Raw genomic sequence first — 22,111 nt, forward strand, 5'->3', positions numbered from 1 at the left:
GGCCGGGGGCCGTTTCAGTCTGTCCTAGCCCGGCGCGCTGCCGATGAGGAAGACGAGACTGAAGATCAGTGCCCCGAGGATGATGCTGACGACGATGTGGATGGCGGTGACGTACGCCGTCAGCTTCCGCGAGCGGCCGTAGAGGAATCCGATGGCGGCGGCGTCGACGACGACGGCGGCGGCGATGGCGAGAAAGGAGTTGATGCCGAACGCCGTCGCGACGACGGCGATGGCCGCCGGAAGCGGTCCGACGGCGAAGGCCTTCTTCACCTCGACGTCGCCGAGGACGTTCCGGGCGGCGATGTGCGCCGTCACCGAGAGGAACAGCGCGAACGCACCGACCGTCCCGGCGATGGCGAGGGGGCTGCCGACCGCGCCGGCTTGCAAGACGACCATACGCGGCCTACGGAGTCGGGGGGTTTGGTCCTGACGTTCCCGGTCCGGAATTCGGGTGATGCGGCCGCGGAGAGAGGAGAGAGAAGAGAGACGCGATACTGTGGAGACGTGGCCGACTCTGAGCCGACTCAGCCCAGCAGGCCGAGTTCCGACAGTCGCTCGGTGATGACCTCGACGGCGTCTTTCGCGTCCTGCGGTTTCTTGCCGCCCGTGATGACGAGCTTGCCCGACCCGAACAGGAGCGCGACGACCTTCGGTTCGTCCAGCCGGTAGACGAGCCCGGGGAACTGCTCGGGCTCGTACTCGATGTTCTCCAGCCCGAGACCGATGGCGATGGCGTTGAGGTTGAGGCTCTTGCCGAGGTCGGCGCTGGTGACGATGTTCTGGACCGTAATCTCGGGGTCGTCTTCGACCTGAATCTTCAGGTCTCGGAGTTTGTCGAAGACGATGTTGAGACTCTCGTGAACGTCGTCGGTCGACTTCGCGCCGGTACAGACGATCTTGCCGGAGCGGAAGATGAGTGCCGCGGACTTCGGGTTCTGCGTGCGGTAGACGAGACCGGGGAACTGCTCGGGGTCGTAGTCCGCCCCCTCCAGGTCCATCGCCACGCTCTGCAGGTCGAGTTCCTGCCCGATTCCCGTCGAGGCGACCACGTTCTCGATGTTGATTGTCTCCGTGGGGTCGGTCATGTAACGACTTAAACGTCGTATTTAAGGTTTAAAAAGTTTGGTGCTGTTGCTTGATAGGTAGCAGAATTGAGTAAACCCAGCGGCTGTGGGAAATCTGGTCGCTCCGGTCCCCTATCGCCGGTCGCTCGCGCTCGTGACGGTGGACCGACAGCTGTCAGTGTGGGGGTGTCGGTGTGACGGCGTCGGTGCAACGCTGCCAGTGCGATACTGTTGATGCAACGCTATCGGCCACCCCGAGTCGGCACGCTCATACTGGTCGGTCGTCACACTGCGAGCGTGTACTGTCTCGAACTCGCCGGTGAGGACGACGCCTTCGCCGCCTGTGAGGCCGCGAGCGCGGCCGACGCGGTCGACGTCGTCGCCCCCGGTCTCGCGACGGTTCGGGGGATCGACCCCGAGCGACTCCGCACGCTGGCGTACACCCACCGAGCCAGCGAGCTCGTGGGCCGCACCGACGCCAGCGTCGAGCACGCCCGTACCCTCCTCGACGCCGCGGGTTTCGACCGGCGCGGCTCCGTCGCCGTCCGCGCCCGCAACGTCCACGGCGCGACCGATGTGAGCACCCAAGAGGCCGAGCGGACCCTCGGCGGCGTGCTCGTCGACCGTGGCTTCACGGTCGACCTCGACGACCCCGACCACGAACTCCGCGTCCTCTTTTCGGACGATACCTGCCTCGTCGGCTGGCTCGCCGCCGAGAGCATCCGCGACTTCGGCGACCGCAAGCCGACCGACCGCCCCTTCTTCCAGCCCGGCAGCATGGCCCCGCTCGACGCTCGGGCGTTCGTCAACATCGCCGGTGCAGGCGAGGGGAAGACGATTCTCGACCCGATGTGTGGGACCGGCGGTGTCCTGCTCGAAGCCGCGCTCGTCGGTGCTCGCGTCGTCGGCGCGGACGCCCAGTGGAAGATGGTCCGCGGCTCCCGGACGAACCTCGCGGAACTGACGCCCGAGGCGACGTGGGACGTGATGCGCGGCGACGCGACGAGCCTCGCGCTCCGCGACGACGCGGTCGACGGCGTCGTCTTCGACGCCCCCTACGGCAGACAGTCGAAGATCGCCCGCCACGACCTCGAAGACCTCGTCGCTGGCGCGCTCTCGGAGACCGCCCGCGTCGCGCCGCGGGCCGTCGTCGTCGCCGACCGCTCGTGGGCCGACGTCGCCGAAGCGAACGGCTGGCAGGTAGAGCAGCTCTTCGAGCGTCGCGTCCACCGCTCGCTCACTCGATACGTTCACGTACTGACACGAGCGTAACACCTGGCTCCGGCGTTACCGCCGCCGAATATGTCACTTCCCCGCCAGTGTGGGTGTCTGACAAACCCCTCTGTTTCGACTGCAGACCACCGGACAGCGGCGGCTCCCGGAACACTGTCAGCCGGACACCGCACGGACGTCAGACGATAGTCGGACGAACCTCCACTTCATCTGGAAATCGCACGACGTAAACGGGGAGACTGTCTCAGAAGTGAGGTGGTCTCGGTCGTCGGCTCGCAGGAGAGGCGTGCGGTGTCAGTCGTCGGCCGCGGGCGTCTCGACGACGACCGTCTCGCCCGCTCTGACGCGCTGGCCGTTCTCGACGGCAACGTCCTCGATGTCGACCCACTCGGGCAGGAGCACGTCCGCCCGACTGCCGAAGGCGATGTGGCCGAGTCGCTCGCCGCGGGCGACAGACTCGCCGCCGCCGACGTAAGGGTGGATGCGCCGGGCGAACCAGCCCGCGATGAACGAGACTTCGTGAGTGCCGAAGTCGACGTCGACGCGTTCGTTGCGGTCCGAGTCCTTCGAGAACGCGGGTTTGTACGCACCGGGGCGGCGGTCGACGGACTCGACGTAGCCGTCTGCGGGCGCGCGGATGACGTGGACGTCGGTGACGTTCATGAAGACGCCCACGCGGACCCGCTCGCCCTCCTCGCGAATCACGGAGACCTTGCCGTGAGCGGGCGCGACGATGCCCGACTCGGGCGGCGTCCGCTCGGGGTCGCGGAAGAAGGCGACGACGCCGAGACCAAGCAGTAGGAGCGCGAGACCGACAGGGAAGGCGACGACGGTAGCCGGAACCGCGAGCAGGAGCGGCGGGGCCGCGTAACGCCACGTGCCGGGCGTGACGCCCGTCATCGTGCCCGCGTCCCGTCGGTGCCACCCGCACCCGTCGCCCACGCCGACAGCAGATGTGTGAGGTGAATCGTCGCGTCCGTGCCCTCCGCGAGGTCGAGGTCGACCTGGCCGGCGAGTCGGTAGAGCCGACAGAGGTCGTCGCCGCCGTAGTCGGACTTGGCGCGAGCGACCCGGAGCAGTTCCCGCAGCAGCTCCTGGCCGTCGTAGCCTTCGTCGGAGATGAGGTCGTCGACGGCCTTCCGGGCCCCCGCGATGTCGCCTTCGGCCGCGGCGTCGAGCGCGGCCACGAGGTCGCCGTCGTTGCCGAGGTCGCCCATCGTCTGGTAGGCGGCCTGCATCGTCAGCTCGTCGTGTTCGACGACGGTCGCCTGCGCGCTCAAGACGGCCTTCCGGAGGTTGCCACCGGCCGCGCTGGCGACGAACTCCAGCCCGTCGGACTGGTAGTCGACCGCCTCGGCTTCGAGGATGCCTTCGAGCACCGAGATGGTCTCGTCGGTCGAGGGGGCGCGGACCGGGACCGCGAAACAGCGCGAGCGGATCGGCGGGATGAGCTTCGAGGGCTGGCGGGTGGCGATGACGAACTGGGTCGTCCGGTGGTGTTGCTCCATCACCCGACGCAGTGCCTGCTGGAAGTCCTCGCGGATGGCCTCCGCGTTGTCGAGGACGATGGTCTTGAAGCTCCCCGACATCGGGGCGTAGCTGGCGGACTCCTTCAGCACGCGGTTGATCATGTCGCGTTTCGCCATCCGGCTCCGACCCTCCAGAAACTGCTCGAAGCGGGGGTCCGACCGGATCTCCTTTTTCGTCCGGTTGAAGAAGTCGGCGACGTTGATTTCGACCAAATCGTTATCGGGGTCCTCGTGGGTCTCGCGGGCGAGTGCGCGGACTGCGGCGGTCTTGCCGACGCCCGGCGGTCCCTGGAGCACGAGGTTCATCGGTTCGTCGACGGCGCGGCCCAGCCGGTCTCTGACCGCTGCTTGCGGAAGGTCCGAGAGGGCTGGCGCGTGCGTATCCGTCCACAGCGGCGCGTCCATTGGCCGGGAGTAATCGGTCGGCGGGTAAGAATCGGTCGGTCCGAGCGGGTCGGCTCGGCGGTCAGCGTCGCGAAAAACAGCGAACGCGGGTCGGAGGGCTGCGGTCGGAATCGCGGTTCTGCGGGGACGGCCGTCGTGGCTTCGTCAGCCGAACAGCGTCGTCAGGCCGTTGTTTCCGTTGCCGTTGCCGTTCCCGGCGTTCGCGCCCGCTTCTACCGTCGCGGTGAGCGTCTGCTCCAGTTCGACCTCGCTGTCACCGCTGGTGACGGTCACTTCGATCTCTTCGCTCCCCTCGGGGACGCTGAAGGTCAACTCGCCGTTCTCGTCGGTCTCGCCGACGACCTCGCCGTCGACTTCGACCGTCGCGTTGGCGACCGCGGAGCCGTTCTGCGTCACGCTGATCGTCGCGTTCGACCCGGCGGTGACCTCACTGACGAACGAGGCGTTGAGGCCGTTCGCCGCCTCCTCGGCCGCGTCGTCCGCGTCCTCGGCTGCGTCGTCGGCCTCGTTGCCAGCGTCTTCGGCGTCGTCGTCACGCTCGTCGTCCTCGTCGTCGACGACGTCGATCTCGACCTCGTCGCTCGTGCCGGACTCGCTGGCGACCGGCTTGAGGATGTACTTTCCACTGTTACCCGCCTCGAAGACGGTGATGTCGTAGACGAAGTCGACGCTCTCGTTCGCGCCGATGGTGAAGCCTTTGTTCAGCTGGAGCTTCTGGCTCGGCAGCTTGACGTTCACCTGTTCGCCGTTCTCGAGGGTGCCGTTGATGTCGCTGACGTAGACGAAGACTTTCGAGTAGTTGCCTTCCTCGACGTCGATCGAGCTGAGGGCGCTCGCGTTCGCACCCTGGAGCTTCGTCAGGTCGACCGTCTTCGAGTCGACCTCGTACTCCTCCCAGCCGTCGCTCTCGTCGAACTCGCCCGACGCGTTCGCCTCGACGTCGGCGTCAGCCGTGGCGTTCACGCCCGTCGTGTTGGCGTCGACAGAGCCGTTGACGGTGGTGTTCGCCTCGATCTCCACGTCGTCGTCGGCTTCTATCTCGCTCTCGTTCTCGTCACTCTCGGATTCGGACTCCTCGTCGTCCTCATCGTCGGCGTCGGCCTTCTGGAAGCCGACTCTCGTGATGGTGACGTTGAGATGCTCGAACTGGTCGATGGCGTTGCGCTCGTCGCTCACGTACATGTTCACCGTCCCTGTCGAGCCGCTCGTGCTTCCGCTCTCGGCCGCGGTTGTCTCTCCACTCGGTCCGGTCGTTCCTGAGTCGACCCCACCGGCACACCCAGCGAGCAGCAGCATGAGTGCAACCAGCACGGTCGCGATTGGTCGGCGCATCGTACTCGGTGGAAGTGCCGAGAGCCTGATATACCCGACAGTCTGTTCTCCCGGATTTAGCAGTTTGAACGGAGATAAACGGGTTTGAACGGTTCGTTCGTCGGACTTCCTGCACGGATTGCCGGTGACGCGCTTCCGACACGGGTTTAGTGGTCCCCCGTGTGACTTCGGGTATGTCGATGCGCGTGACGTTTCTCGGAACCAGCGGGGCGGTGCCCACGACCGAGCGGGCACCCAGCGCGCTCCTCGTCAACCGCGAGGGCGAACGGTTCCTCTTCGATTGCGGCGAGGGCACCCAGCGACAGATGATGCGGTTCGGCACGGGGTTCAACGTCACACACCTCTTCGTCACGCATCTCCACGGCGACCACATCCTGGGCATCCCCGGTCTCATCCAGTCGTGGGACTTCAACGGCCGCGACGACCCACTGGCGATTCACGTCCCGCCAGGGTCGAAAAAGCATATCAAGAGCCTCGTCCACGCCGGCGGCTACGACCCCAGCTACGCCGTCAACATCCACGAGGTCGCCCCCGGCAAGACCGCGCTCGCCGGTGACGGCTACGAGGTCCGGACGTTCAAGACGAACCACCGGACGAAATCCCAGGGCTACGCCATCGTCGAGGAGGACCGGCCGGGCCGCTTCGACCGCGAGAAGGCCGAAGAGGAATTGGGCATCCCACCGGGGCCGATGTACGGCAAGCTCCACAACGGCGAGACCGTCGAACTCGACGACGGGACGGTCATCCGCCCCGAACAGGTCGTCGGCGAGCCTCGCCCCGGCCGGACGCTGGTCTACACCGGCGACACGCGGCCCGTGCAGGCGACCGTCGACATCGCCCACGACGCCGACCTGCTGATTCACGACGCGACGTTCACGACCGAGGAGGCGGGCCGCGCGCGCCAAACGTACCACTCGACGGCACAGGAAGCCGCCGACGTCGCCAGTCGCGCCAACGCCAAACGACTGGCACTCACACACATCTCCTCGCGCTACGCGGGCAACGCGGGCCCCATCGAGCGGGAGGGTCGCGAGGGCTTCGACGGGGAGTGTTTCGTCCCCGACGACGGCCAGAAGTTCGAGGTGCCGTTCCCGGACGACGAGTAGTCGCTACGTCTCGCGGAGCACGTCAGTTGTCTCGTCGACGTCGCCAGCGACGGCCTCGGCAACGTCGACTGCTTCACCTGCACACGACGCACAGTAGACGTTCTCGCCGTCGTCGAGCAGGAGGAGCGGCACGCCGAACAGCACCCACTCGCGGACGAACCGCCGACGCTCGCCGTCGGTGACGGCTGCGTCGCACTCGACGCAGTGCGCGTCGGCTGCCGCCGACACGGGCTGTTTGAGGATGCGCGTCCCCTCGCCCACCTTCGACCGTCGGTAGGCGGGCTGTCGCGTCACCAGATAGGCGACGCCGCCGACGAGTGCGAGCGCGAGCGCGACGAGGACGACGCGGCCGACCGAGAGCAACAGGCCACGAGCCAGGAAGCCGACCACGAGCGTCGCACAGAGCGCGAGGGCAGCGAGGAGCCGACGGTCCATGTCGGCTACGACTCGGCGGAGCTGTTGTTCGTCTCCGTGCCAGTACTGCTGCTCGACGAACTCGATGAACTCGACGACCCGCCGCCGTCGGACTCGAGGTTCCGGACGAACTGCGGGTAGCCCTCGCCGCCGACGGGGATGTAGACGGTGTCGGTCTCGTCGAGCTTCTGGATGTACTGCTGGGCGAGCACCTCGTTCGTCAGCGACTCGCTGACGATGCGGTTCGCGTCGGCCTCACCCTGGGCTTCGATCTTCTTTCGGTCGGCTTCGAGCTTCTCGACTTCGAGTTCGCTCTGTTTCTGTTGACGACGCTGTTCGGTGATCTCTTTCTGCTCGACGGCTCGGGCGTACTCGGCGGGCAACTCGACGTTGCGGATCTGGACGGCTTCGAGGATGAGCCCGTCGTTCTGGAAGTCCTCGCCGAGCTCCCGTTCGGCGGCGAGTTTCAGCTTCGTCTGCCCCTCGCCGGTGTAGATCTCGGTGACAGGGAGGCGGCCCGCTTCGGTCCGGAGGACCGAGCGAATCGACGGCCGAATCAGCCGTTCCTCAGCGGTTTCGACCGTCCGGTAGTTCTTGTAGAAGTCGACGGCCTGGCTGGCGTCGACGCGGTAGCGGACGGTCACGTCGATGTCGACGCGGAGACCGTCCTCGGTGAGGACGCGGATGGCGTCGTCGCGGTCGACCTGTCCTTCGCCCTGCTGGGCGGACATCGTGTAGGACTGCGGCCGGACGGAGAGGCTACTCGTCGACTGCGAGACGGGGTTGACGAAGTGCGCGCCGGGCTCGAAGACGGTGCCGGTCGTCGCACCCCACTTCTTGACGACCTTCACGTTCCCCTCTTCGACGGGCTCCCACGCGAGAAGCCCGGCGACGGGGGCCGAGAGGACGAGGAGGGCGAGCACGCCCGTGAGGACGAGCCGTGTGAGGTTGTCGGGGCGGAGGGATGGAGGGCTTGGGTCGGAACTCATGTTACCACAAGAACCGTGGAAAGCGGGGGTTTTCATAGTTCGCATATCAGTCTAAATCTCGACACGTCTCGGCGGCCACGGGGAGTCGTCGTCCCCGGCGTGGGGTATTTATCGGCAGACTCCCTAGCGGGGTTCGTGAGCACTCGGACGAGTGCGCTCGACTCGCTGGTGTTCGGCGTCGACATCCAGAGCGGCAACATCCGTGGGGACTCGCCCTCCTACGCGGTCGTCGCCCTCGACACGGGGTCGCTCGACACCGGTGTCGGCACCGACGGCGGGGCGGACGGCGAAGAACGGATCGACCGTGACGTCGTCTCGTTCCGCAAACTCACCCGCCTCATCGAGCGCGAGGAACCAGCGATGGTCGCGACGGACAACATGTACGAGCTTGCGGCCGACAAGGACGCGCTCGTACACTTCCTGCAGTCACTCCCCGCCGACACGAAACTCGTACAGGTGACCGGCGCGGAGCGACCCGAACCCCTCTCGCGGGTCGCCTCCCGCCACGGCGTCCCCTACGGCAAAGAGCCGATGAAGGAGGCCGAGGCGGCCGCCCGCCTCGCCGCGGCCAACGTCGGCTACGAGGTCTCGGCGTTCACTGACACGACGACCGTCAAGGTCTCCCGCGGCCGTTCGACCGGCAAGGGCGGCTGGTCCTCCGACCGCTACACCCGCCGCATCCACGGCAACGTCAAGACGACCGCCCGCGACGTCGAGTCGAAGCTCAAAGAGGCCGGACTCGCCTTCGAGCGCGAGGTCACGGAAAAGTACGGCGGCTTCTCGAACGCGATCTTCACCGTCGAGGCGCGGCCACAGGACATCCCCGTCTCCAACCGTCGCTCCGGCGACATCCGTATCGAAGTCGAACGCGAACGCCGGGACGGTATCGAGTTCGAACCACTGGTCAAACGCCGCGACCACGTCATCGTCGGCATCGACCCCGGGACGACCACCGCGGCGGCCGTCGTCGGCCTCGACGGGAGCGTCCTCGACGTCTACTCCAGTCGGACGAGCGACACCGCCGACGTCATCGAGTGGCTCATCGAACGGGGTCGGCCCATCATCGTCGCCGCCGACGTCGAGCCGATGCCCGAGACGGTCGAGAAGTTCCGCCGGAGCTTCGACGCCGCGGGCTGGCATCCCCCGTCGGACATCCCCGTCGACGAGAAACTTCATCGAACTCGAAACGACGACTACGACAACGACCACGAACGCGACGCGATGGCCGCCGCGCTGTTCGCCTTCGACGCCCACGAGGACCAGTTCGACCGCATCACGCGGAAGGTCCCGCCGCGACTCGACCGCGGAGAGGTCATCGCCCGCGTCGTCTCCCGCGAGGAGTCCGTCGAGGCGGTCCTCCGGGACCTCTCGGACGACGAGCAGACGGAGGAGGAGACGCACGAACACACCGAGCGGGAACTCACGGCCGAAGAGAAGAAGATCAAACGGCTGGAGTCGCAGGTCGAGCGGCTGGAGGCGCACGTCGACGACCTCACCGACGAACTCGACGACCGCGAGGAGACCATCGAGGAGTACAAAGAGGAGCTCTCGGACGCCCGCCGCGAGGAGCGACGGGAGGCCCGCGAACGCCGCGAGGTCAACCGCCTCGAACGCGAGAACGGCCGGCTGGAGCGCGAGTTAGCGGCCGAGAAAGAGCGTGCCGACGAACTCCAGTCGAAGCTCTCGCGGCTGAAGGACCTCTGGAAGCTCGACCATTCGAACTTCGCCGACGTCGCGGAGGGTCGAGACCTCGTGCCCGTGAAGGTGGTCGAGCAGTTCACCAGGGGGGCCATCCAGGACACGGTCGAGGAGTACGGCATCTCCGCGGGCGACGTGGTCTATCTCCGCGACGCCAGCGGGGCCGGTCGGAGCACGGCCGAACTCCTCGCCGAGAAACGACCCAAGGCCGTCCTGCGCTCGGGCGGCATCTCGGAGGTCGCCGAGGAGGTGCTGTTCGACCACGAGATTCCGGTCGGCCCGGCCGACGGCATCTCGATTCAGGAGATCGACGAACTCGCCATCGCCCGCGGCAGCGACGTCCAGTCGGTCATCGACGACTGGGAGGGGCGCGCCGAGGAGCGGCAGAAAGAACAGAAGTCGGAGATGGTCGACCAGATCATCAGCGAACACCGCGCCAACGGCGGCGAGAAGAACTAGTCGTACGTCCGCACCTCGACGCGGAGACTCCCGTCCTCGTCGATGAACGCCTCCAGATTCTCGCCACGAAGGCTTCCCGACTCGCCTGTCAGTTCGACCGTCGTCGTCACCGGCTCGTTCTCGCTACTCGCGAGTGTCACCGTCACCTCGTAGACGCCGGGGTCGGTGAGGAGTCCGTTCCGCAGCCCCCACTCCGACGCACCGATGGAGACGGTTTCCTCGCGTGGGTCGTCTGTCGACCCGTCGCGGGCGATGGTGAGCCGGAGCGTGTGGCTCTCGGGGCTGTTGTTGACGACGAGCAGGGAGCCGGGTTTCGGGTCGCTGTCGATGGCCGAACAGCCCGCAAGGAGGCCGAGGGCGGCGACGCCGAGCGCGTGGAGGGCGCGTCTGCGGGATAGCACACCGGGAAGTCGGGCCGCGTGCCTATCGACCCTTCGCTTTCCGCTCTCTCGGCGGCAACCACGCAAGCTATTACCGCCGATTGACAAGCAGGGGTCGTGCCGCGATTCGACTATCCGTGTCCGGGCTGTCGCACCACCAACAGCCTGCACGACGCCGACTGCCGGTTCGAGGGGACCCAGTGGCCCGAGGTGGAGAAGGCCTACATCGACGTGGTCTCGCTGCTCTCCGTCGGCCCCCGCCGCGAGGAGGCACTCCCCGAACTCGTCCACGGCGAGTGGGACAACCTCCACGTCGCCGCCGTCGAGTCGCTCAAACGCCAACAGCGCGTCGTCGAGGAGGACGGCGCGCTCCGCCTGCTCACCGCGTCCGAGTATAAGGAACTCGTCTCCGAGCCGACCAGCGAGCCGATGCGGACGCTCTATCTCAAAGGGAGTGTCCCCGGCTGTCACGACAACGCCGTCTTCGCCATGGTCGCGTGGTACGAGATGGTCGGGCTGTCCTGGGCAGAGACGAAAGAACACGTCGTCGACTGGCTCCGCGAGTCGGGCGCGTGGGACCGCGGCGGCTTCGAGGAGGCCTCGCCCGAACAGCTCGTCGACAGCAAACGCCACGTCTACGAGGCCGGCTACGGCTGGAAGGAGAAGGCGACGGCGGCGAAGCGGGTCATCGACCGGAGCTTGTGAGTCGGGGAAAGCGTTAGGCCCGTCGCCGACGCCGTAGGGGTATGAACGGACCCGAGGCCGCCACCGCGGCCGACGCCGACCCCGCCGTCGCCTCCCGCCGCCGGGCACTCGCGACGGTCATCGGCGTCGTCTTCATCGACCTGCTCGGCTTCGGTATCGTCATCCCCATCCTGCCGTTCTACGTGCGCAGCTTCCTCGTCAGCGACGTCTTCATCGGTCTCCTGGCTGCCTCCTACTCGCTGATGCAGTTCCTCTTCGCGCCGTTCTTGGGGCGGCTCTCCGACGAACGTGGCCGCCGCCCCGTCCTGATGCTCTCGCTGCTCGGCAGTGCCATCGCGTGGACCGTCTTCGGGCTGGCCGGGCAGGTCTCGGACGCTCTCACGCTGACCGCCGGACTCGCCGTGCTCTTCGTCTCGCGGATGGTCGCCGGGGCGATGGGCGGGAACATCGCCACCGCACAGGCCTACATCGCCGACATCACGCCGCCCGAGCGGCGTGCGGGCGCGTTGGGACTCATCGGTGCCTCGTTCAGCCTCGGCTTCATCTTCGGTCCCGCGGTGGGTGGCGTGCTCGCCAGCGACGCCGTCGTCACGGCGGCCCGTGAAATCTTCCCGGCGTTCATCCCGGCGACGCGCTTCTCGCTGCCGAGTTTCGCGGCGGCGACGCTCAGCCTCCTCGCACTGGCGGCTGCGGCAGCGTTCCTGCCGGAACCCGAGCGCGAACGCGGCGTCGCCGCTCGCCGCAGTCTGGTCGGGCAGTTCGCCGACGCGCTGCGCGACAGCGGGCTGCGCGGACTCGTCGTCGCCTACTTCCTCGTCTCGGTCGCGTTCTCGGGGATTCAGGTCATGTTCATCCCGTTCGCCGCCGACATCTACGGCTACAACGCGACGCAGACCGCGTTCCTCCTGACCTACATCGGCGTCCTCGGCGTCATCAACCAGGGCGTCGTCGTCGGCCGCCTCTCGCGGGTCGTCTCGGAGCCGCGCATCGCCATCATGGGGGCGTCGCTGTTGCTCGTCGCGCTCGCGGCGATTCCCTTCTCGCCCGAGTTGGGGACGCTCCTCCCGGCCGTCGGTGGCCCGGCCTATCTGACTCGAGAACTTCTCGCGCTCCTCGTCGTGTTGGCGACACTCTCGCTCGGCAACGGGCTTCTCAACGTCGCGCTGTCGACGCTCGTCTCCACGTCGGCCTCCGCCGACAAACAGGGCAGTGCGTTCGGCGTCACGCAGGGCGCAGGCAGTCTGGGCCGGACTGTCGGTCCCCCGACGATGGCGGCACTCTACGCCGCGGTCACCTACTGGTCCCCCTTCGTCGCCGGTGCGGTGCTCGTGATTCCCATCCTGGCGATCCTGTTCACCATCGCCCGCCGGTAGTCGCGCTTGACTTATCGGCCTCCTGACCTCCGGATTGCTCCGACAGTCGGTTGGCGCGACCTGTCGGTTTTTATGCTCGTGGGCCGTCCGTCTCTCCGATGCCCTCCCCGCTCGTGTTCCTCTCGCTTCTGGCGGGTATTACGACGCTCGCACTCACGGTCTTCGCCCTCCGCAACCGTGACGAGCCGGGGGCTCCCTCCTTCGCGGTCTTCACCTTCGGGGCAGCGGTCTGGTCGCTCTCCTACGCGGGAGCGCTCGTCACCTTCGACCCCGCCGCGCGCGAACTGTTCGAGATATCTAACGAGATCGGGCAGGCACTCGTCGCCCCCGCGTGGCTCATGTTCGCGCTCGGCTACACCGGCCGCAGCGAGGTCGTCACCCGGCGAGTCGTCGCCGCGCTTGCGGTCGTCCCCGTCGTGACGACCGTGCTCGTCGCGACCAACGACGCCCACCACTTGATGTGGGCGAACTACCACGTCGAACCGGCGTTCGGGGCGGCGACGGTGCTCTACGACCCCGGTCCGTGGTACTATCTCCACGCCGCCTACGGCTATCTCCTCATCGGGACGGGGGTGGCTCTCATCGGCGAGATGCTGCTCTCGCAGGGCGCGTTCTACCGCGAGCAGGCACTCGCGATGCTCGTCGGCAGCCTCGTCCCGACCGTCGCCCACGTCAAGCGGACCTTCGTCGTCGGTCCGTACCCCCAGATCAACTTCACGCCCATCGCGCTGGCCGTGACGGGGCTGGCGTTCGGCTACGCACTCTTCCGGTTCGAGCTGTTCGGTCTCACGCCGACGACCCGTCGTCTCGGCCGCCGGGCCGCCATCGACGACGTCGGCGTCGGCGTCGTCATCGTCAACCCCGAGGGGAGAATCGTCGAGGTCAACCGGAAGGCCCAGGACGTCCTGGAGATGTCCACCGACGAACTGCTCGAACGGCGGCTCGGCGACCTCGTGCCGGGGTTCGGACTCGAAGCCGACGGCGGGTCGCCGAAGACCGTCCTCACCGCGGGCGACGACCGGCGGACCTACGAGCTGACGACCTCCGCTATCGCCGACCAGCACGACCGCCTCGTCGGTCACACGGTGACGCTCAACGACATCACCGAACGCGAACAGCGTCGCCAACGGCTGGAGGTCCTCAACCGCGTCCTCAGACACAACCTCCGCAACGACATGACGGTCGTCCTCGGCTACGCTCAGACGCTCGAAGAGACGCTGCCCGAGTCGGAAGCGCGGATGGCGAGCACCATCGAGCGGAAGGCGCGGAGTCTCGTCGACATGAGCGAGAAGGCCCGCAAGCTCGAACAGCTCATCGAGTCGCCCGGCGACCCGACGCGCGTCGACGTCGCCTCGCTGCTCCGCGCGGTCTGTGACGAACTCGGCGACGCGTTCCCCGCGGCAACCGTCACCGCCGACCTCCCCGACGAACTGGTCGTCCGGACGGTCCCCGACGTGCTCGACGCCGTCGTCGAGAACCTCGTCGAGAACGCCATCGAACACAACGACGTCGACGCGCCGCAGGTGTGGGTCTCGGCAGCCGTCGACGGGGGTGGCTTGGTCGTCACCGTGGCCGACGACGGTCCCGGAATCCCCGACCACGAACTCGATACCATCGATGCGGGCACGGAGACGCCGCTGCAACACGGCAGCGGCATCGGGCTCTGGCTCGTCCACTGGGGCGTCAGATCGCTCGGTGGCGGTCTCTCCTTCGAGACGGGGACGGCGACGGACGGCCACGACGACTCACGCGGAACGACCGCGACCGTCCGGCTGCCGGTGCGGTGAGCCGGGCGAGCGTCTCGGCCGTCTGAAGGTCCCGTCCGTATTCACGTCGCGTCTGCGTTCACGCCGTGTTGACTTCCCAGCCCGTCGACCCGCCTGACGCGTCGCTCACCGACGATGAGAGAAGAGAGAAACCGCGGGCGTGTCGTGCTTAGTCGCTCTGGATGCGCGGCGCGAGCATGTACGTCACGTGGCCCATGCCCTCACCGAACTCGTAGTGGAGCTTGACGGGGAACTCCTCGCCGAGTTCGATGGTGACCTCGGCGTCGGAGGGGATGGCCTTGTTCATGTCCTTGAGATAGTCGAGGCTGAACAGCGAGTCGGCCGGTCCGGCCTGCAGCGAGATGAGTTCGTCGCTGCCGATCTTGAGGTCGACGTCGTCGGTGTCGCCCTCGGCCTCGATGTAGAAGGCCTCCTCCTCCTCGTCGACGTGCAGGCGGATGTGGTCGGAGACCATGTCGGCGGCCTTGATACCGCGGTCCATCTGGTTGCCCTCCAAGACGATTTCGGCGGGGAGGTCGAGGTCCGGAATGTCCGGCTCCTGGCGGATGGAGTCGGGGTCGATGAGTGCCAGCGTGTAGGAGAGACCCTCGATCTGGATGTGGAGCTTGCGGGTCTCCTCGTCGAGTTCGAGCTGGATGAGGTCGCCGGAGTTGGCCATGCCCGCGATGTCCTCGAGCCGCGAGAGGTTGACGCCGATGACGCCGCCGTCGGCCTCGTAGGACTCGAACGCCGCCGCCTCCAGCGAGAGGTCGACCATGCCGACGTTGGCGGGGTCGACCGCGCGGATGGCGAGTTCGTCCTCGTTCAGTCGGATCTTGCACTCCTCGACAAGCACGCTCACGGAGTCGAGCGCGTCCCGGAGGGTGGACGCACTGACGATGGCCTTGAACATATGGTGCGTGCTACGAGATGGGCCTTAAAAATACTCCTGATTTAGTGTCTCGCCCGTGTGCGAGCGCGCGACGGAGCGGTGGGACACGGGTGCTCCAGCCGACAGCCAACAGCCGACGACCCCTGTCGACGACAACGAAGCCTGTTTAGGGCTTGGTGGTCTATCCGTGCTCAACAGATGCCACGCAAGGACCAATACTACAACAGGGCGAAACAGCAGGGCTACCGGGCACGGTCGGCCTTCAAACTGAAACAGCTGAACGAGTCGTCCGGGCTGCTGTCGCCCGGCGACCACGTCGTCGACCTCGGAGCCGCCCCCGGCGGCTGGCTGCAGGTCGCCGCCGAGGAGGTCGGCGAACACGGCAAGGTCGTCGGCGTCGACCTCCAGCGTATCAAAGAGCTGGAGGCGCGGAACGTGACGACCATCCGCGGCGACATGACCGAGGAGGAGACGAAGGAGAAACTGCTCGCCGAACTCGGCGAGGACGGTGCGGATGTCGTCCTCTCGGACATGGCCCCGAACATGACCGGCGAGTACAACCTCGACCACGCCCGGTCGGTCTATCTCGCCCGCCAGGCCTTCGAGGTCGCGCTCGACGTCCTCGACAGCGGCGGTGACCTCGCGGTGAAGGTGTTCGACGGCCCGGACCTGCCGGACCTGCGCGAAGACATGGAGAAGGAGTTCCAGTACGTCCGGGCGACCCACCCCGACGCCTCCCGGAAGGAGTCCTCGGAACTCTATCTCATCGGGAAGGGCCGCATCACCGCCCCCATCCGCACGGGCGACGAGCTCGAGGTCGAAATCGTCGACGTCGGCAGCGAGGGCGACGGCATCGCCAAGGTCGAGGACTTCACCGTCTTCGTCTCCGGCACGGAGACGGGTGACGTCGTCACCGTCGAGATTACGGACGTGAAACCGCGGTTCGCGTTCGCCGAGCGCGTCGCCGACGAGTAACCCGGCCACCGGCGCGGCCGCTCCGTGCCGTCTCTCTCACTTCCCTTCTCGCGCTCAGTCTTCCGGCTCCAGCGTCCCGACGCTCTCGGCTTCGAACTCTCTCTCGTGTATCTCCACCTCTCGCACCACGAGGTCGATGGCCAGTGCCGTCTCGCACGGCTCCTCCCGTCGGTGGATGCCCCGGCAGTGACCCGTCGCGATGATGTCGTGGAACGACGTGTAGCTCCCGCAGTTCGGACAGCGGACGCCCCGTTCCATGCTGTCGCGCTCCGTCAGTCGGATTCTGTGCGTCCCGCCCATACCGTGTGGTCTGTTACCAAAAGACATAAATACAGTTGTATCCGCCACTGACAGTCTCTGTGGGGCGAATCAGGGAGAATCAGGGAGAATCAGGGCGAAAACGGTCGGGAGCGCGAACCGGTAGGACGCGACGGCCGCCAGTCAGTCGGCGGTCGTCGGGACGACGCCGTCGTCGTCGCTGGCGCGGATCGCGCCGACGGTGGCGTAGACGAGCGGGGTGTCGACCAGCGCGATGAAGAGTTTCACGAGATACTGACCGACGACGATGCTGACGATGACGTTCGTCGGCGGGGCCTGACCGGTGCCGAGGAGGACGGGCGCGACGGCGAAGGCGACGACAGTGAAGATGACCGTGTCGATGAGTTGGCTCGTCGCCGTCGAGCCGATGTTGCGGAGCCAGAGGAACGACTCGCCCGTCATCTCGCGGATGCGGTGGAAGACGAGCACGTCCCAGTTCTGGCTGACGAGGTAGGCCAGCGACGACCCCAGGACGATGCTCCCGCCGGAGCTGAGGACGGTCGCGAACTGGTCGGGGTCGACCGGGCTGCCCTGTGCGGCCGGGAGCTGGATGGTCGCGAAGACGAGCGCGAGCATTACGAAGTTCATCGCGAAGGCGACGTTGACGACGCGGCGGGCAAAGCGCGGGCCGTAGAGTTCCGAGATACAGTCGGAGGCGAAGTAGGTCGCCGCGTAGGCCAGCGTCCCGCCGGGGGCGGTGAGGACGACGCCGACGACCGGCACCGTCAACGCGAGCAGTTTCGAGGAGACGAGCTGGGCGGTGACGAGTGCCGTGACGAACAGGCCGACGAGGGCGATAGGAGCGAGCGAAGGCTCGTAGCTGCTGTCATTCATCTTTCAGTCGGCCGTGTCGCTGGTCGATCTCGTCGAGGAGGTCCAGCGTCTTGCGGATCGATGCCCGAATCGCGTCGCTGCGGTTGACGAACTTGCCGTTCTCGCCGACGTGTTCGTCCAGATCGGCGAGCAGTTCGTCAGGGATTTCCACGCTTATCTTCGCCATACGCTGGGGTTCGTGGGCGAATACTTACCTCTTACACTTCGACACGCGGATGCAAGTGTTACCCCTATCTCGTTCGAAGCCGAAAGAAAACAGCAGGCAGCGACGCGTCGGATGGTCGGCGACTACGCGTCCGCGGTTCGGGGGTTCACGAGGTCGCGGCGGCCGCCGAACGTCAAGATGAACAGCACGGCCAGTCCGACGCCGTAGGCGGCCATGAGCGGAATCGTGACGAGGAACATCGTCAGGATGCCCGCGGGGGTGAAGAAGGCCGCGAAGGTGAGGATACCGACCGTCACCTCGCGCCAGCGGCCCCGCATCGCCTTGTAGGAGACCCCAGCCGTGTTCAGAAGCACCATCAACACCGGGATGTCCGCGAGGAGCCCGATTCCGGCCGTCGTGTAGAAGATGAGCCAGAAGAAGTCGGTGATGCGGTAGCTGATGACCATGTTCGCGGACACCGTGTCGGCGACGAGGTAGCTGATGACCGTCGGGGCGACGTAGCTGTAGCCGAGGGCGAACCCGCCCACGAGACCGACGAGCAGCGCGCCGACCCAGCCGAAGATGACGTAGCGGCGGCCGTAGACGAGCTTCCGCTCGCGGAGTGCGGGCCACGCCAGGAACGCGATGAGCGGCAGCGTCATGATGCCCGCGACGAGAGTCGAGAACTTCACCTCGAAGATGAGTGCCTCGACGGGATGCAGCGTGATGACCGTCAGCGAGTCGGGGTTGACCGCGGCCGGAAGCCGGTCGAGGAAGTCGTTTTTCACCTCGCCGATACCGCCGCTGTAGAGCCAGGTGAACGTCCCGCCGAGGACGAGCATGAACCAGCCGACCACCCAGAACGCCTTCGAGGTGACGCTGTCGACGATGAACATGATGTCGGTGTAGTAGCCACCGATGTCGTCCTCGTCGCGCTCGCCCTCCGTCAGCTCCGAGAGGAACGAGCCACCGGCGCGGGTCGCGCGGTCCTCGATGCTCCCGGGCGCGGTCTCGTCGTCGCCGTCGCCATCGTCGTCGGCGTCCGGCGTCTCGATGGCCACGTCACCGTCGCCCTCGATGTCGGCCGTCTCGGCCTCGTCGAAGCGGTCGAGGATGGCCTGAGCCTTCGCGTGGTCGCCGTCGTCCATCGCGTCGCTGGCAAGCTGGAGTGCCTGCGGTTCGGTGAGCGCGGCGAAGGCTTCGAGCGGGGCCGCCCGGACGCCCGCCTCGTCGAGTTCGCCGAGGTCGAGCGCGGTCGGGTCGCCCATCGCACCCTCGTCGGGGACGTCCTCGTCCAGCGTCGACAGGACGAAGTACATCAGCGCGACGACGACGCCGACGAGACCGAGGGCGGCTCCGACGAGGACGGCGTTGAGCGTCGGCGACAGCGGGAGCAGTTCGCCCGCCGAGAGCAGCCGGTAGTCGGTGTACGTGCCGACCGTGCTCGTATCGAGGTACGCGTTGATGGCCGTGACGGCACCGCGGGTGTAGAACAGATACGCGGCGGCGACACCGCCGGCGAAGACGCCTGCGAGGACGTTCCACTTCGACGCCGCGAGCGCGCGGAAGCTCGTCCGCTCGCTGCTCCGACGGGCCGTCACCACGATCTTCGCGAGATAGAGGCTGAAGCCGTAGAGGATGAGCAGCGGTGCCGCCCACATGATCTGCGTGAAGGGGTCCGGCGGCGAGAAGACGGCACCGAAGACGAAGATGGCGACGACGGCGTAGCGCCACTTGTCACGGAACGTCTCGTAGGGGACGATCTCGGTGTACGACAGCCCCGTGATCGCCAGCGGCATCTGGGCGGCGAGACCGAACGAGATGGTCAGGAGGAAGATGAACTGCGCCCACTTGACGATGGAGTAGCGCGGCTCGAACGTGGCCGCGATGGCGTTCTCCGCGAGGAACTGGAACATCAGCGGGAAGAAGAGGTAGTAGCCGTAGAACAGCCCGAGCGCGAAGAGCACGAGCGACAGCAGGCCGACGAGGGCCACCTTCCAGATGGCGACCGGAGAGCGCGGCCAGTAGCCACGCTCCTCGAGCGCGTCACGAGCGAAGTAGATGAAGACCGGAAACGCGACGACGATACCGACGGCGAGGCTGATCTTCGCCTGTAAGAGGATGACGTCGAACGGCGTCTGGGCGATGATGACGACCTGTTCGCCGAGTTCCTGGCTCATCCGAGCCTTGGTCACGTCCTTCAGGAACTGCCACACACGGTACTGGAGAGCGTAGAACGCGCCGAGAAAGCCGATGAGGAAGACGATAAAGATCTTCTGCCCGTCTTTCTGGGCCGACCGCAACATGGCCCCGGCGGTCTCCCGGCCCTCACCGAGTGCGCGGCGGGTGTCCTCGTCGAGCGCGCTAGACATACAGTTTCGGAACCGTCTCGTCGTTATCAATCTTTTCGACTGCACCCGGCGAGCCAATGGAAAAAGGCCTATAACACAGCGGGAGCGTAGACCAACTGAATGGGCGACGAATCGGAGTCGGCTGGCGAGCCGTCGCGGGACCCCGACGGCAGCGACGAGCCGACAGACCGCGTCACGGAATCCACCGATACCGATACCGAACCGGCCGCAGAGCCGGAGGTAGCGGAGACCAGCGACGGCGACGGCGATGTCGATGGCGACGGTGCTGACGACGTTGCTGTCGCCGACAACGCTGACGATGCTGACGATGCTGCGGCCGACGCAGACGACGCTGATGTCGCCAACGACGCAGACGACGCAGACGACGATGCCGCTGTCGACGATGCTGACGACGATGCCGCGGCCGACGTCGACGACGATGCCGACGCTGACGACGTCGATACCGACGGAGCCACCGAGACGAGCGACTCCGACACCGACGACGGGGCTACCGCGGACGGCGAGTCGGACACGGGCGGACTCGAACCCGTCGACGACGCGGACGCTGCTGACGCCGACACCGACGCGGATGCCTCCGACAGTGCTTCCGAGGAGTCGCCGTCTCCGGACGCCGACACCGACGACTCCAGCGAGACGAGCGAGGCCGACGGCGGCTTCTCGAACGAGATGCCCGACGGCTTCGCCGAAGACTTCAGCCACCTCGAAGACGACGGCGACGACCTCGACGACTTCGAGGACGGCTTCATCGACGGTCCCGACTCCGACCAGGAGATGCCGCTTGCGGACCACATCGAGGAGATGGTCCGGCGGCTCGCCGTCGTCTTCGTCCTCGGTGGCGGGGTCGCGCTCTCGGTCTTCGGTCTCGGCGAAGTGCTCGCGTACGTCCCGAGCACCGTCGACATCATCAACTTCCTCTGGAACCAACACATCCCTGGTGCCGGTCTCCCCGGCAACGAGGATCTCCGCCCCCACGTCTACGGCCCGCTGGAACTCATCCTGACGAAACTGAAGGTCGCCGGCCTCGTCGGCGTCGTCGTCGGCCTGCCAGTCTTCGTCTACGAGTCGTATCTGTTCATGCGACCCGGACTGTACCAAAACGAGCGGAAATACTATCTGGCGTCCGTCCCGACGAGTCTCATCCTCGCGGTCGTCGGCGTCGCCTTCGCACACTTCGTCGTGCTTCCCTCCATCTTCGCGTACTTCACCAGCTACACGACGGGGACGGCGCTCATCGCGTTCGGTCTCGCGGAGACGTTCAACCTCATCCTCATCCTGATGGGCTACATGGCCATCGTCTTCCAGATTCCGCTGTTCATCATGCTCGCCATCATGATGAACCTCGTCACCCGCGAGTGGCTGGAGGACAAGCGGCTCATCTTCTGGGGGGCGTTCCTCGGGCTCGCGTTCCTCGTCAGCCCCGACCCGACCGGGATGGCACCCATCATCATCGCCATCACGATGGTCACGCTGTTCGAGGGGACGCTCGCGCTCCTGCGGTGGACCGGGAACTAGAGCGAACTAAAGAGAACGAAAGAAAACGAGAATTAGACCGCGACCTCGTCGCCGGTCGAGTCGTCTTTCGCCGCTCGCGACGCTTCAACTCCGTTGGCTTCCGCTGTCGCCAGTGATTCGACTCGCTCCTTCAGTGCCGCGTTCATTTCCTCGAAGCCCTGCTCGGTGCCCTCGCCGACGAAGCGGTTGATTAGCCCGGCGAGCACGCCGCCGAACGACTCGGCGTGCGTCAGTCGGGTGCCCTCGTCGTGCGTCTCCAAGATGAAGCGGTGTTCGCCGTCGTAGAGACCGGGGACGAACAGGTGGCCGAGCCACCGGAACTCGTGGTCGCGGTCGACGCGCGTCACCGTGGGTCGGAACTGGAAGTCCCGGCCACCCGGCGGCGTCAGGTCGACGACGAGCCGCGCGCCCTCGTTGGCGCGGCCGGTGACGCGCATGAAGGGGTTCCACTCGGGGTAGTGCTCGAAGTCGGTGAGTACCGCCCACACTGCCTCGGGCGCGGCGTCGATGTCGACCGTCGTCGTGAGTTCTCGCATGAGACCCTAACGACGGCCGAGATGTTCAACCTCGCGTGACACAGCTCGGCAGGGCGACAACGCTCATAGCCTCC

21 protein-coding genes and 1 pseudogene are annotated in these 22,111 nt (G+C 66.6%); 8 read left to right on the forward strand and 14 right to left on the reverse strand.

The features are described from left to right. Positions 1–24: 24 nt before the first annotated feature. Both BLR57_RS01265 and BLR57_RS01270 read right to left on the reverse strand, forming a co-directional pair. On the reverse strand, positions 25–396 hold the full coding sequence (locus BLR57_RS01265) for a DUF7473 family protein (RefSeq protein ID WP_089693348.1): 372 nt from the start codon (positions 394–396) through the stop codon (positions 25–27). A gap of 128 nt (positions 397–524) precedes the next feature. Then, a complete protein-coding gene (locus BLR57_RS01270; RefSeq protein ID WP_089693350.1) occupies positions 525–1,085 on the reverse strand; it encodes a TATA-box-binding protein in 561 nt (186 codons plus the stop codon). A gap of 276 nt (positions 1,086–1,361) precedes the next feature. Between BLR57_RS01270 and BLR57_RS01275 the strand changes: the two genes are divergently transcribed. Then, the gene (locus BLR57_RS01275) at positions 1,362–2,336 is read left to right on the forward strand and encodes a methyltransferase domain-containing protein (protein ID WP_244509875.1); all 975 of its coding nucleotides are present in this window, start codon (positions 1,362–1,364) and stop codon (positions 2,334–2,336) included. Between the two features lie 255 nt (positions 2,337–2,591). On the opposite strand, the gene BLR57_RS01280 is transcribed toward BLR57_RS01275, so the two are convergent. The 3 genes from BLR57_RS01280 to BLR57_RS01290 all read right to left on the reverse strand — a co-directional run bounded on the left by BLR57_RS01280 (position 2,592) and on the right by BLR57_RS01290 (position 5,563). Next, positions 2,592–3,197, reverse strand: coding sequence for a protein sorting system archaetidylserine decarboxylase (locus BLR57_RS01280; RefSeq protein WP_089695435.1), 606 nt, complete (start codon positions 3,195–3,197; stop codon positions 2,592–2,594). Continuing rightward, the gene (locus BLR57_RS01285; RefSeq protein WP_089693354.1) at positions 3,194–4,231 is read right to left on the reverse strand and encodes an AAA family ATPase; all 1,038 of its coding nucleotides are present in this window, start codon (positions 4,229–4,231) and stop codon (positions 3,194–3,196) included. The genes BLR57_RS01280 and BLR57_RS01285 overlap by 4 nt, the downstream gene beginning before the upstream one ends. 144 nt (positions 4,232–4,375) lie before the next feature. Next, positions 4,376–5,563 carry a DUF4382 domain-containing protein gene (locus BLR57_RS01290; RefSeq protein WP_244509877.1) on the reverse strand — a complete coding sequence of 396 codons (1,188 nt, stop codon included), beginning with the start codon at positions 5,561–5,563 and terminating at the stop codon, positions 4,376–4,378. 179 nt (positions 5,564–5,742) lie between these two features. Here BLR57_RS01290 and rnz point away from each other — a divergent pair, with 179 nt between their 5' ends. Continuing rightward, positions 5,743–6,669: a ribonuclease Z gene (gene rnz, locus BLR57_RS01295; protein WP_170830575.1), complete on the forward strand. Its 927-nt coding sequence runs from the start codon at positions 5,743–5,745 to the stop codon at positions 6,667–6,669. A gap of 3 nt (positions 6,670–6,672) precedes the next feature. Here the strand turns inward: rnz and BLR57_RS01300 are convergent, their stop codons facing one another. Further along, positions 6,673–7,104, reverse strand: a complete 432-nt coding sequence (locus BLR57_RS01300; protein ID WP_244509879.1) for a DUF8108 domain-containing protein — start codon at positions 7,102–7,104, stop codon at positions 6,673–6,675. Between the two features lie 5 nt (positions 7,105–7,109). Beyond that, positions 7,110–8,072: a prohibitin family protein gene (locus BLR57_RS01305; protein WP_089693358.1), complete on the reverse strand. Its 963-nt coding sequence runs from the start codon at positions 8,070–8,072 to the stop codon at positions 7,110–7,112. 135 nt (positions 8,073–8,207) lie between these two features. Here BLR57_RS01305 and BLR57_RS01310 point away from each other — a divergent pair, with 135 nt between their 5' ends. Then, a complete protein-coding gene (locus tag BLR57_RS01310) occupies positions 8,208–10,229 on the forward strand; it encodes a DUF460 domain-containing protein (protein WP_089693360.1) in 2,022 nt (673 codons plus the stop codon). On the opposite strand, the gene BLR57_RS01315 is transcribed toward BLR57_RS01310, so the two are convergent. Further along, positions 10,226–10,630, reverse strand: coding sequence for a hypothetical protein (locus BLR57_RS01315; protein WP_089693362.1), 405 nt, complete (start codon positions 10,628–10,630; stop codon positions 10,226–10,228). The genes BLR57_RS01310 and BLR57_RS01315 overlap by 4 nt on opposite strands. A 96-nt stretch (positions 10,631–10,726) precedes the next feature. Between BLR57_RS01315 and BLR57_RS01320 the strand changes: the two genes are divergently transcribed. The 3 genes from BLR57_RS01320 (at position 10,727) to BLR57_RS01330 (ending at position 14,474) form a co-directional block, all read left to right on the forward strand. Further along, on the forward strand, positions 10,727–11,314 hold the full coding sequence (locus tag BLR57_RS01320) for a DUF7474 family protein (protein WP_089693364.1): 588 nt from the start codon (positions 10,727–10,729) through the stop codon (positions 11,312–11,314). A 41-nt stretch (positions 11,315–11,355) separates the two neighbouring features. Continuing rightward, positions 11,356–12,687, forward strand: coding sequence for an MFS transporter (locus BLR57_RS01325; protein WP_089693367.1), 1,332 nt, complete (start codon positions 11,356–11,358; stop codon positions 12,685–12,687). A 98-nt stretch (positions 12,688–12,785) separates the two neighbouring features. After that, positions 12,786–14,474 (forward strand): sensor histidine kinase, encoded by a 1,689-nt coding sequence (locus BLR57_RS01330; protein ID WP_089693369.1) that lies wholly within the window; start codon positions 12,786–12,788, stop codon positions 14,472–14,474. A 148-nt stretch (positions 14,475–14,622) separates the two neighbouring features. Here the strand turns inward: BLR57_RS01330 and BLR57_RS01335 are convergent, their stop codons facing one another. Further along, positions 14,623–15,366 (reverse strand): DNA polymerase sliding clamp, encoded by a 744-nt coding sequence (locus BLR57_RS01335; RefSeq protein ID WP_089693371.1) that lies wholly within the window; start codon positions 15,364–15,366, stop codon positions 14,623–14,625. A 177-nt stretch (positions 15,367–15,543) separates the two neighbouring features. Between BLR57_RS01335 and BLR57_RS01340 the strand changes: the two genes are divergently transcribed. Continuing rightward, positions 15,544–16,320: a 23S rRNA (uridine(2552)-2'-O)-methyltransferase gene (locus BLR57_RS01340; RefSeq protein ID WP_089693373.1), complete on the forward strand. Its 777-nt coding sequence runs from the start codon at positions 15,544–15,546 to the stop codon at positions 16,318–16,320. Positions 16,321–16,437: 117 nt separating this feature from the next. Here BLR57_RS01340 and BLR57_RS01345 read toward each other — a convergent pair. The 4 genes and pseudogenes from BLR57_RS01345 to BLR57_RS01360 form a co-directional block, all read right to left on the reverse strand. Further along, positions 16,438–16,620 (reverse strand): annotated as a pseudogene (locus BLR57_RS01345) (hypothetical protein); the annotation flags it as partial. Between the two features lie 141 nt (positions 16,621–16,761). Beyond that, entirely contained in the window at positions 16,762–17,472 is a 711-nt protein-coding gene (locus BLR57_RS01350) for a queuosine precursor transporter (RefSeq protein ID WP_089693375.1), read from the reverse strand. After that, positions 17,465–17,638: a ribbon-helix-helix domain-containing protein gene (locus BLR57_RS01355; protein ID WP_089693377.1), complete on the reverse strand. Its 174-nt coding sequence runs from the start codon at positions 17,636–17,638 to the stop codon at positions 17,465–17,467. Before BLR57_RS01355 ends, BLR57_RS01350 begins: the two co-directional genes overlap by 8 nt. 122 nt (positions 17,639–17,760) lie before the next feature. Continuing rightward, complete coding sequence (locus BLR57_RS01360) at positions 17,761–19,989, reverse strand: twin-arginine translocase subunit TatC (protein ID WP_089693379.1); 2,229 nt, start codon at positions 19,987–19,989, stop codon at positions 17,761–17,763. A gap of 99 nt (positions 19,990–20,088) precedes the next feature. Between BLR57_RS01360 and tatC the strand changes: the two genes are divergently transcribed. Continuing rightward, on the forward strand, positions 20,089–21,501 hold the full coding sequence (gene tatC / locus BLR57_RS01365; RefSeq protein ID WP_089693381.1) for a twin-arginine translocase subunit TatC: 1,413 nt from the start codon (positions 20,089–20,091) through the stop codon (positions 21,499–21,501). A gap of 32 nt (positions 21,502–21,533) precedes the next feature. Here the strand turns inward: tatC and BLR57_RS01370 are convergent, their stop codons facing one another. Beyond that, positions 21,534–22,037: an SRPBCC domain-containing protein gene (locus tag BLR57_RS01370; RefSeq protein WP_089693383.1), complete on the reverse strand. Its 504-nt coding sequence runs from the start codon at positions 22,035–22,037 to the stop codon at positions 21,534–21,536. Positions 22,038–22,111: the final 74 nt, after the last annotated feature.

The sequence above is a fragment of the Halogranum gelatinilyticum genome, assembly GCF_900103715.1.
Lineage (GTDB): Archaea > Halobacteriota > Halobacteria > Halobacteriales > Haloferacaceae > Halogranum > Halogranum gelatinilyticum.

Excerpts from the sequence above, each read along its gene's own strand:
- BLR57_RS01265 (WP_089693348.1), bottom strand. The coding sequence starts at position 396 with ATGGTCGTCTTGCAAGCCGGCGCGGTCGGCAGCCCCCTCGCCATCGCC.
- BLR57_RS01270 (WP_089693350.1), bottom strand. The coding sequence starts at position 1,085 with ATGACCGACCCCACGGAGACAATCAACATCGAGAACGTGGTCGCCTCG.
- BLR57_RS01280 (WP_089695435.1), bottom strand. The coding sequence starts at position 3,197 with ATGACGGGCGTCACGCCCGGCACGTGGCGTTACGCGGCCCCGCCGCTC.
- BLR57_RS01285 (WP_089693354.1), bottom strand. The coding sequence starts at position 4,231 with ATGGACGCGCCGCTGTGGACGGATACGCACGCGCCAGCCCTCTCGGAC.
- BLR57_RS01290 (WP_244509877.1), bottom strand. The coding sequence starts at position 5,563 with ATGCGCCGACCAATCGCGACCGTGCTGGTTGCACTCATGCTGCTGCTC.
- rnz (WP_170830575.1), top strand. The coding sequence starts at position 5,743 with ATGCGCGTGACGTTTCTCGGAACCAGCGGGGCGGTGCCCACGACCGAG.
- BLR57_RS01300 (WP_244509879.1), bottom strand. The coding sequence starts at position 7,104 with ATGGACCGTCGGCTCCTCGCTGCCCTCGCGCTCTGTGCGACGCTCGTG.
- BLR57_RS01305 (WP_089693358.1), bottom strand. The coding sequence starts at position 8,072 with ATGAGTTCCGACCCAAGCCCTCCATCCCTCCGCCCCGACAACCTCACA.
- BLR57_RS01325 (WP_089693367.1), top strand. The coding sequence starts at position 11,356 with ATGAACGGACCCGAGGCCGCCACCGCGGCCGACGCCGACCCCGCCGTC.
- BLR57_RS01330 (WP_089693369.1), top strand. The coding sequence starts at position 12,786 with ATGCCCTCCCCGCTCGTGTTCCTCTCGCTTCTGGCGGGTATTACGACG.
- BLR57_RS01335 (WP_089693371.1), bottom strand. The coding sequence starts at position 15,366 with ATGTTCAAGGCCATCGTCAGTGCGTCCACCCTCCGGGACGCGCTCGAC.
- BLR57_RS01340 (WP_089693373.1), top strand. The coding sequence starts at position 15,544 with ATGCCACGCAAGGACCAATACTACAACAGGGCGAAACAGCAGGGCTAC.
- BLR57_RS01350 (WP_089693375.1), bottom strand. The coding sequence starts at position 17,472 with ATGAATGACAGCAGCTACGAGCCTTCGCTCGCTCCTATCGCCCTCGTC.
- BLR57_RS01355 (WP_089693377.1), bottom strand. The coding sequence starts at position 17,638 with ATGGCGAAGATAAGCGTGGAAATCCCTGACGAACTGCTCGCCGATCTG.
- BLR57_RS01360 (WP_089693379.1), bottom strand. The coding sequence starts at position 19,989 with ATGTCTAGCGCGCTCGACGAGGACACCCGCCGCGCACTCGGTGAGGGC.
- tatC (WP_089693381.1), top strand. The coding sequence starts at position 20,089 with ATGGGCGACGAATCGGAGTCGGCTGGCGAGCCGTCGCGGGACCCCGAC.
- BLR57_RS01370 (WP_089693383.1), bottom strand. The coding sequence starts at position 22,037 with ATGCGAGAACTCACGACGACGGTCGACATCGACGCCGCGCCCGAGGCA.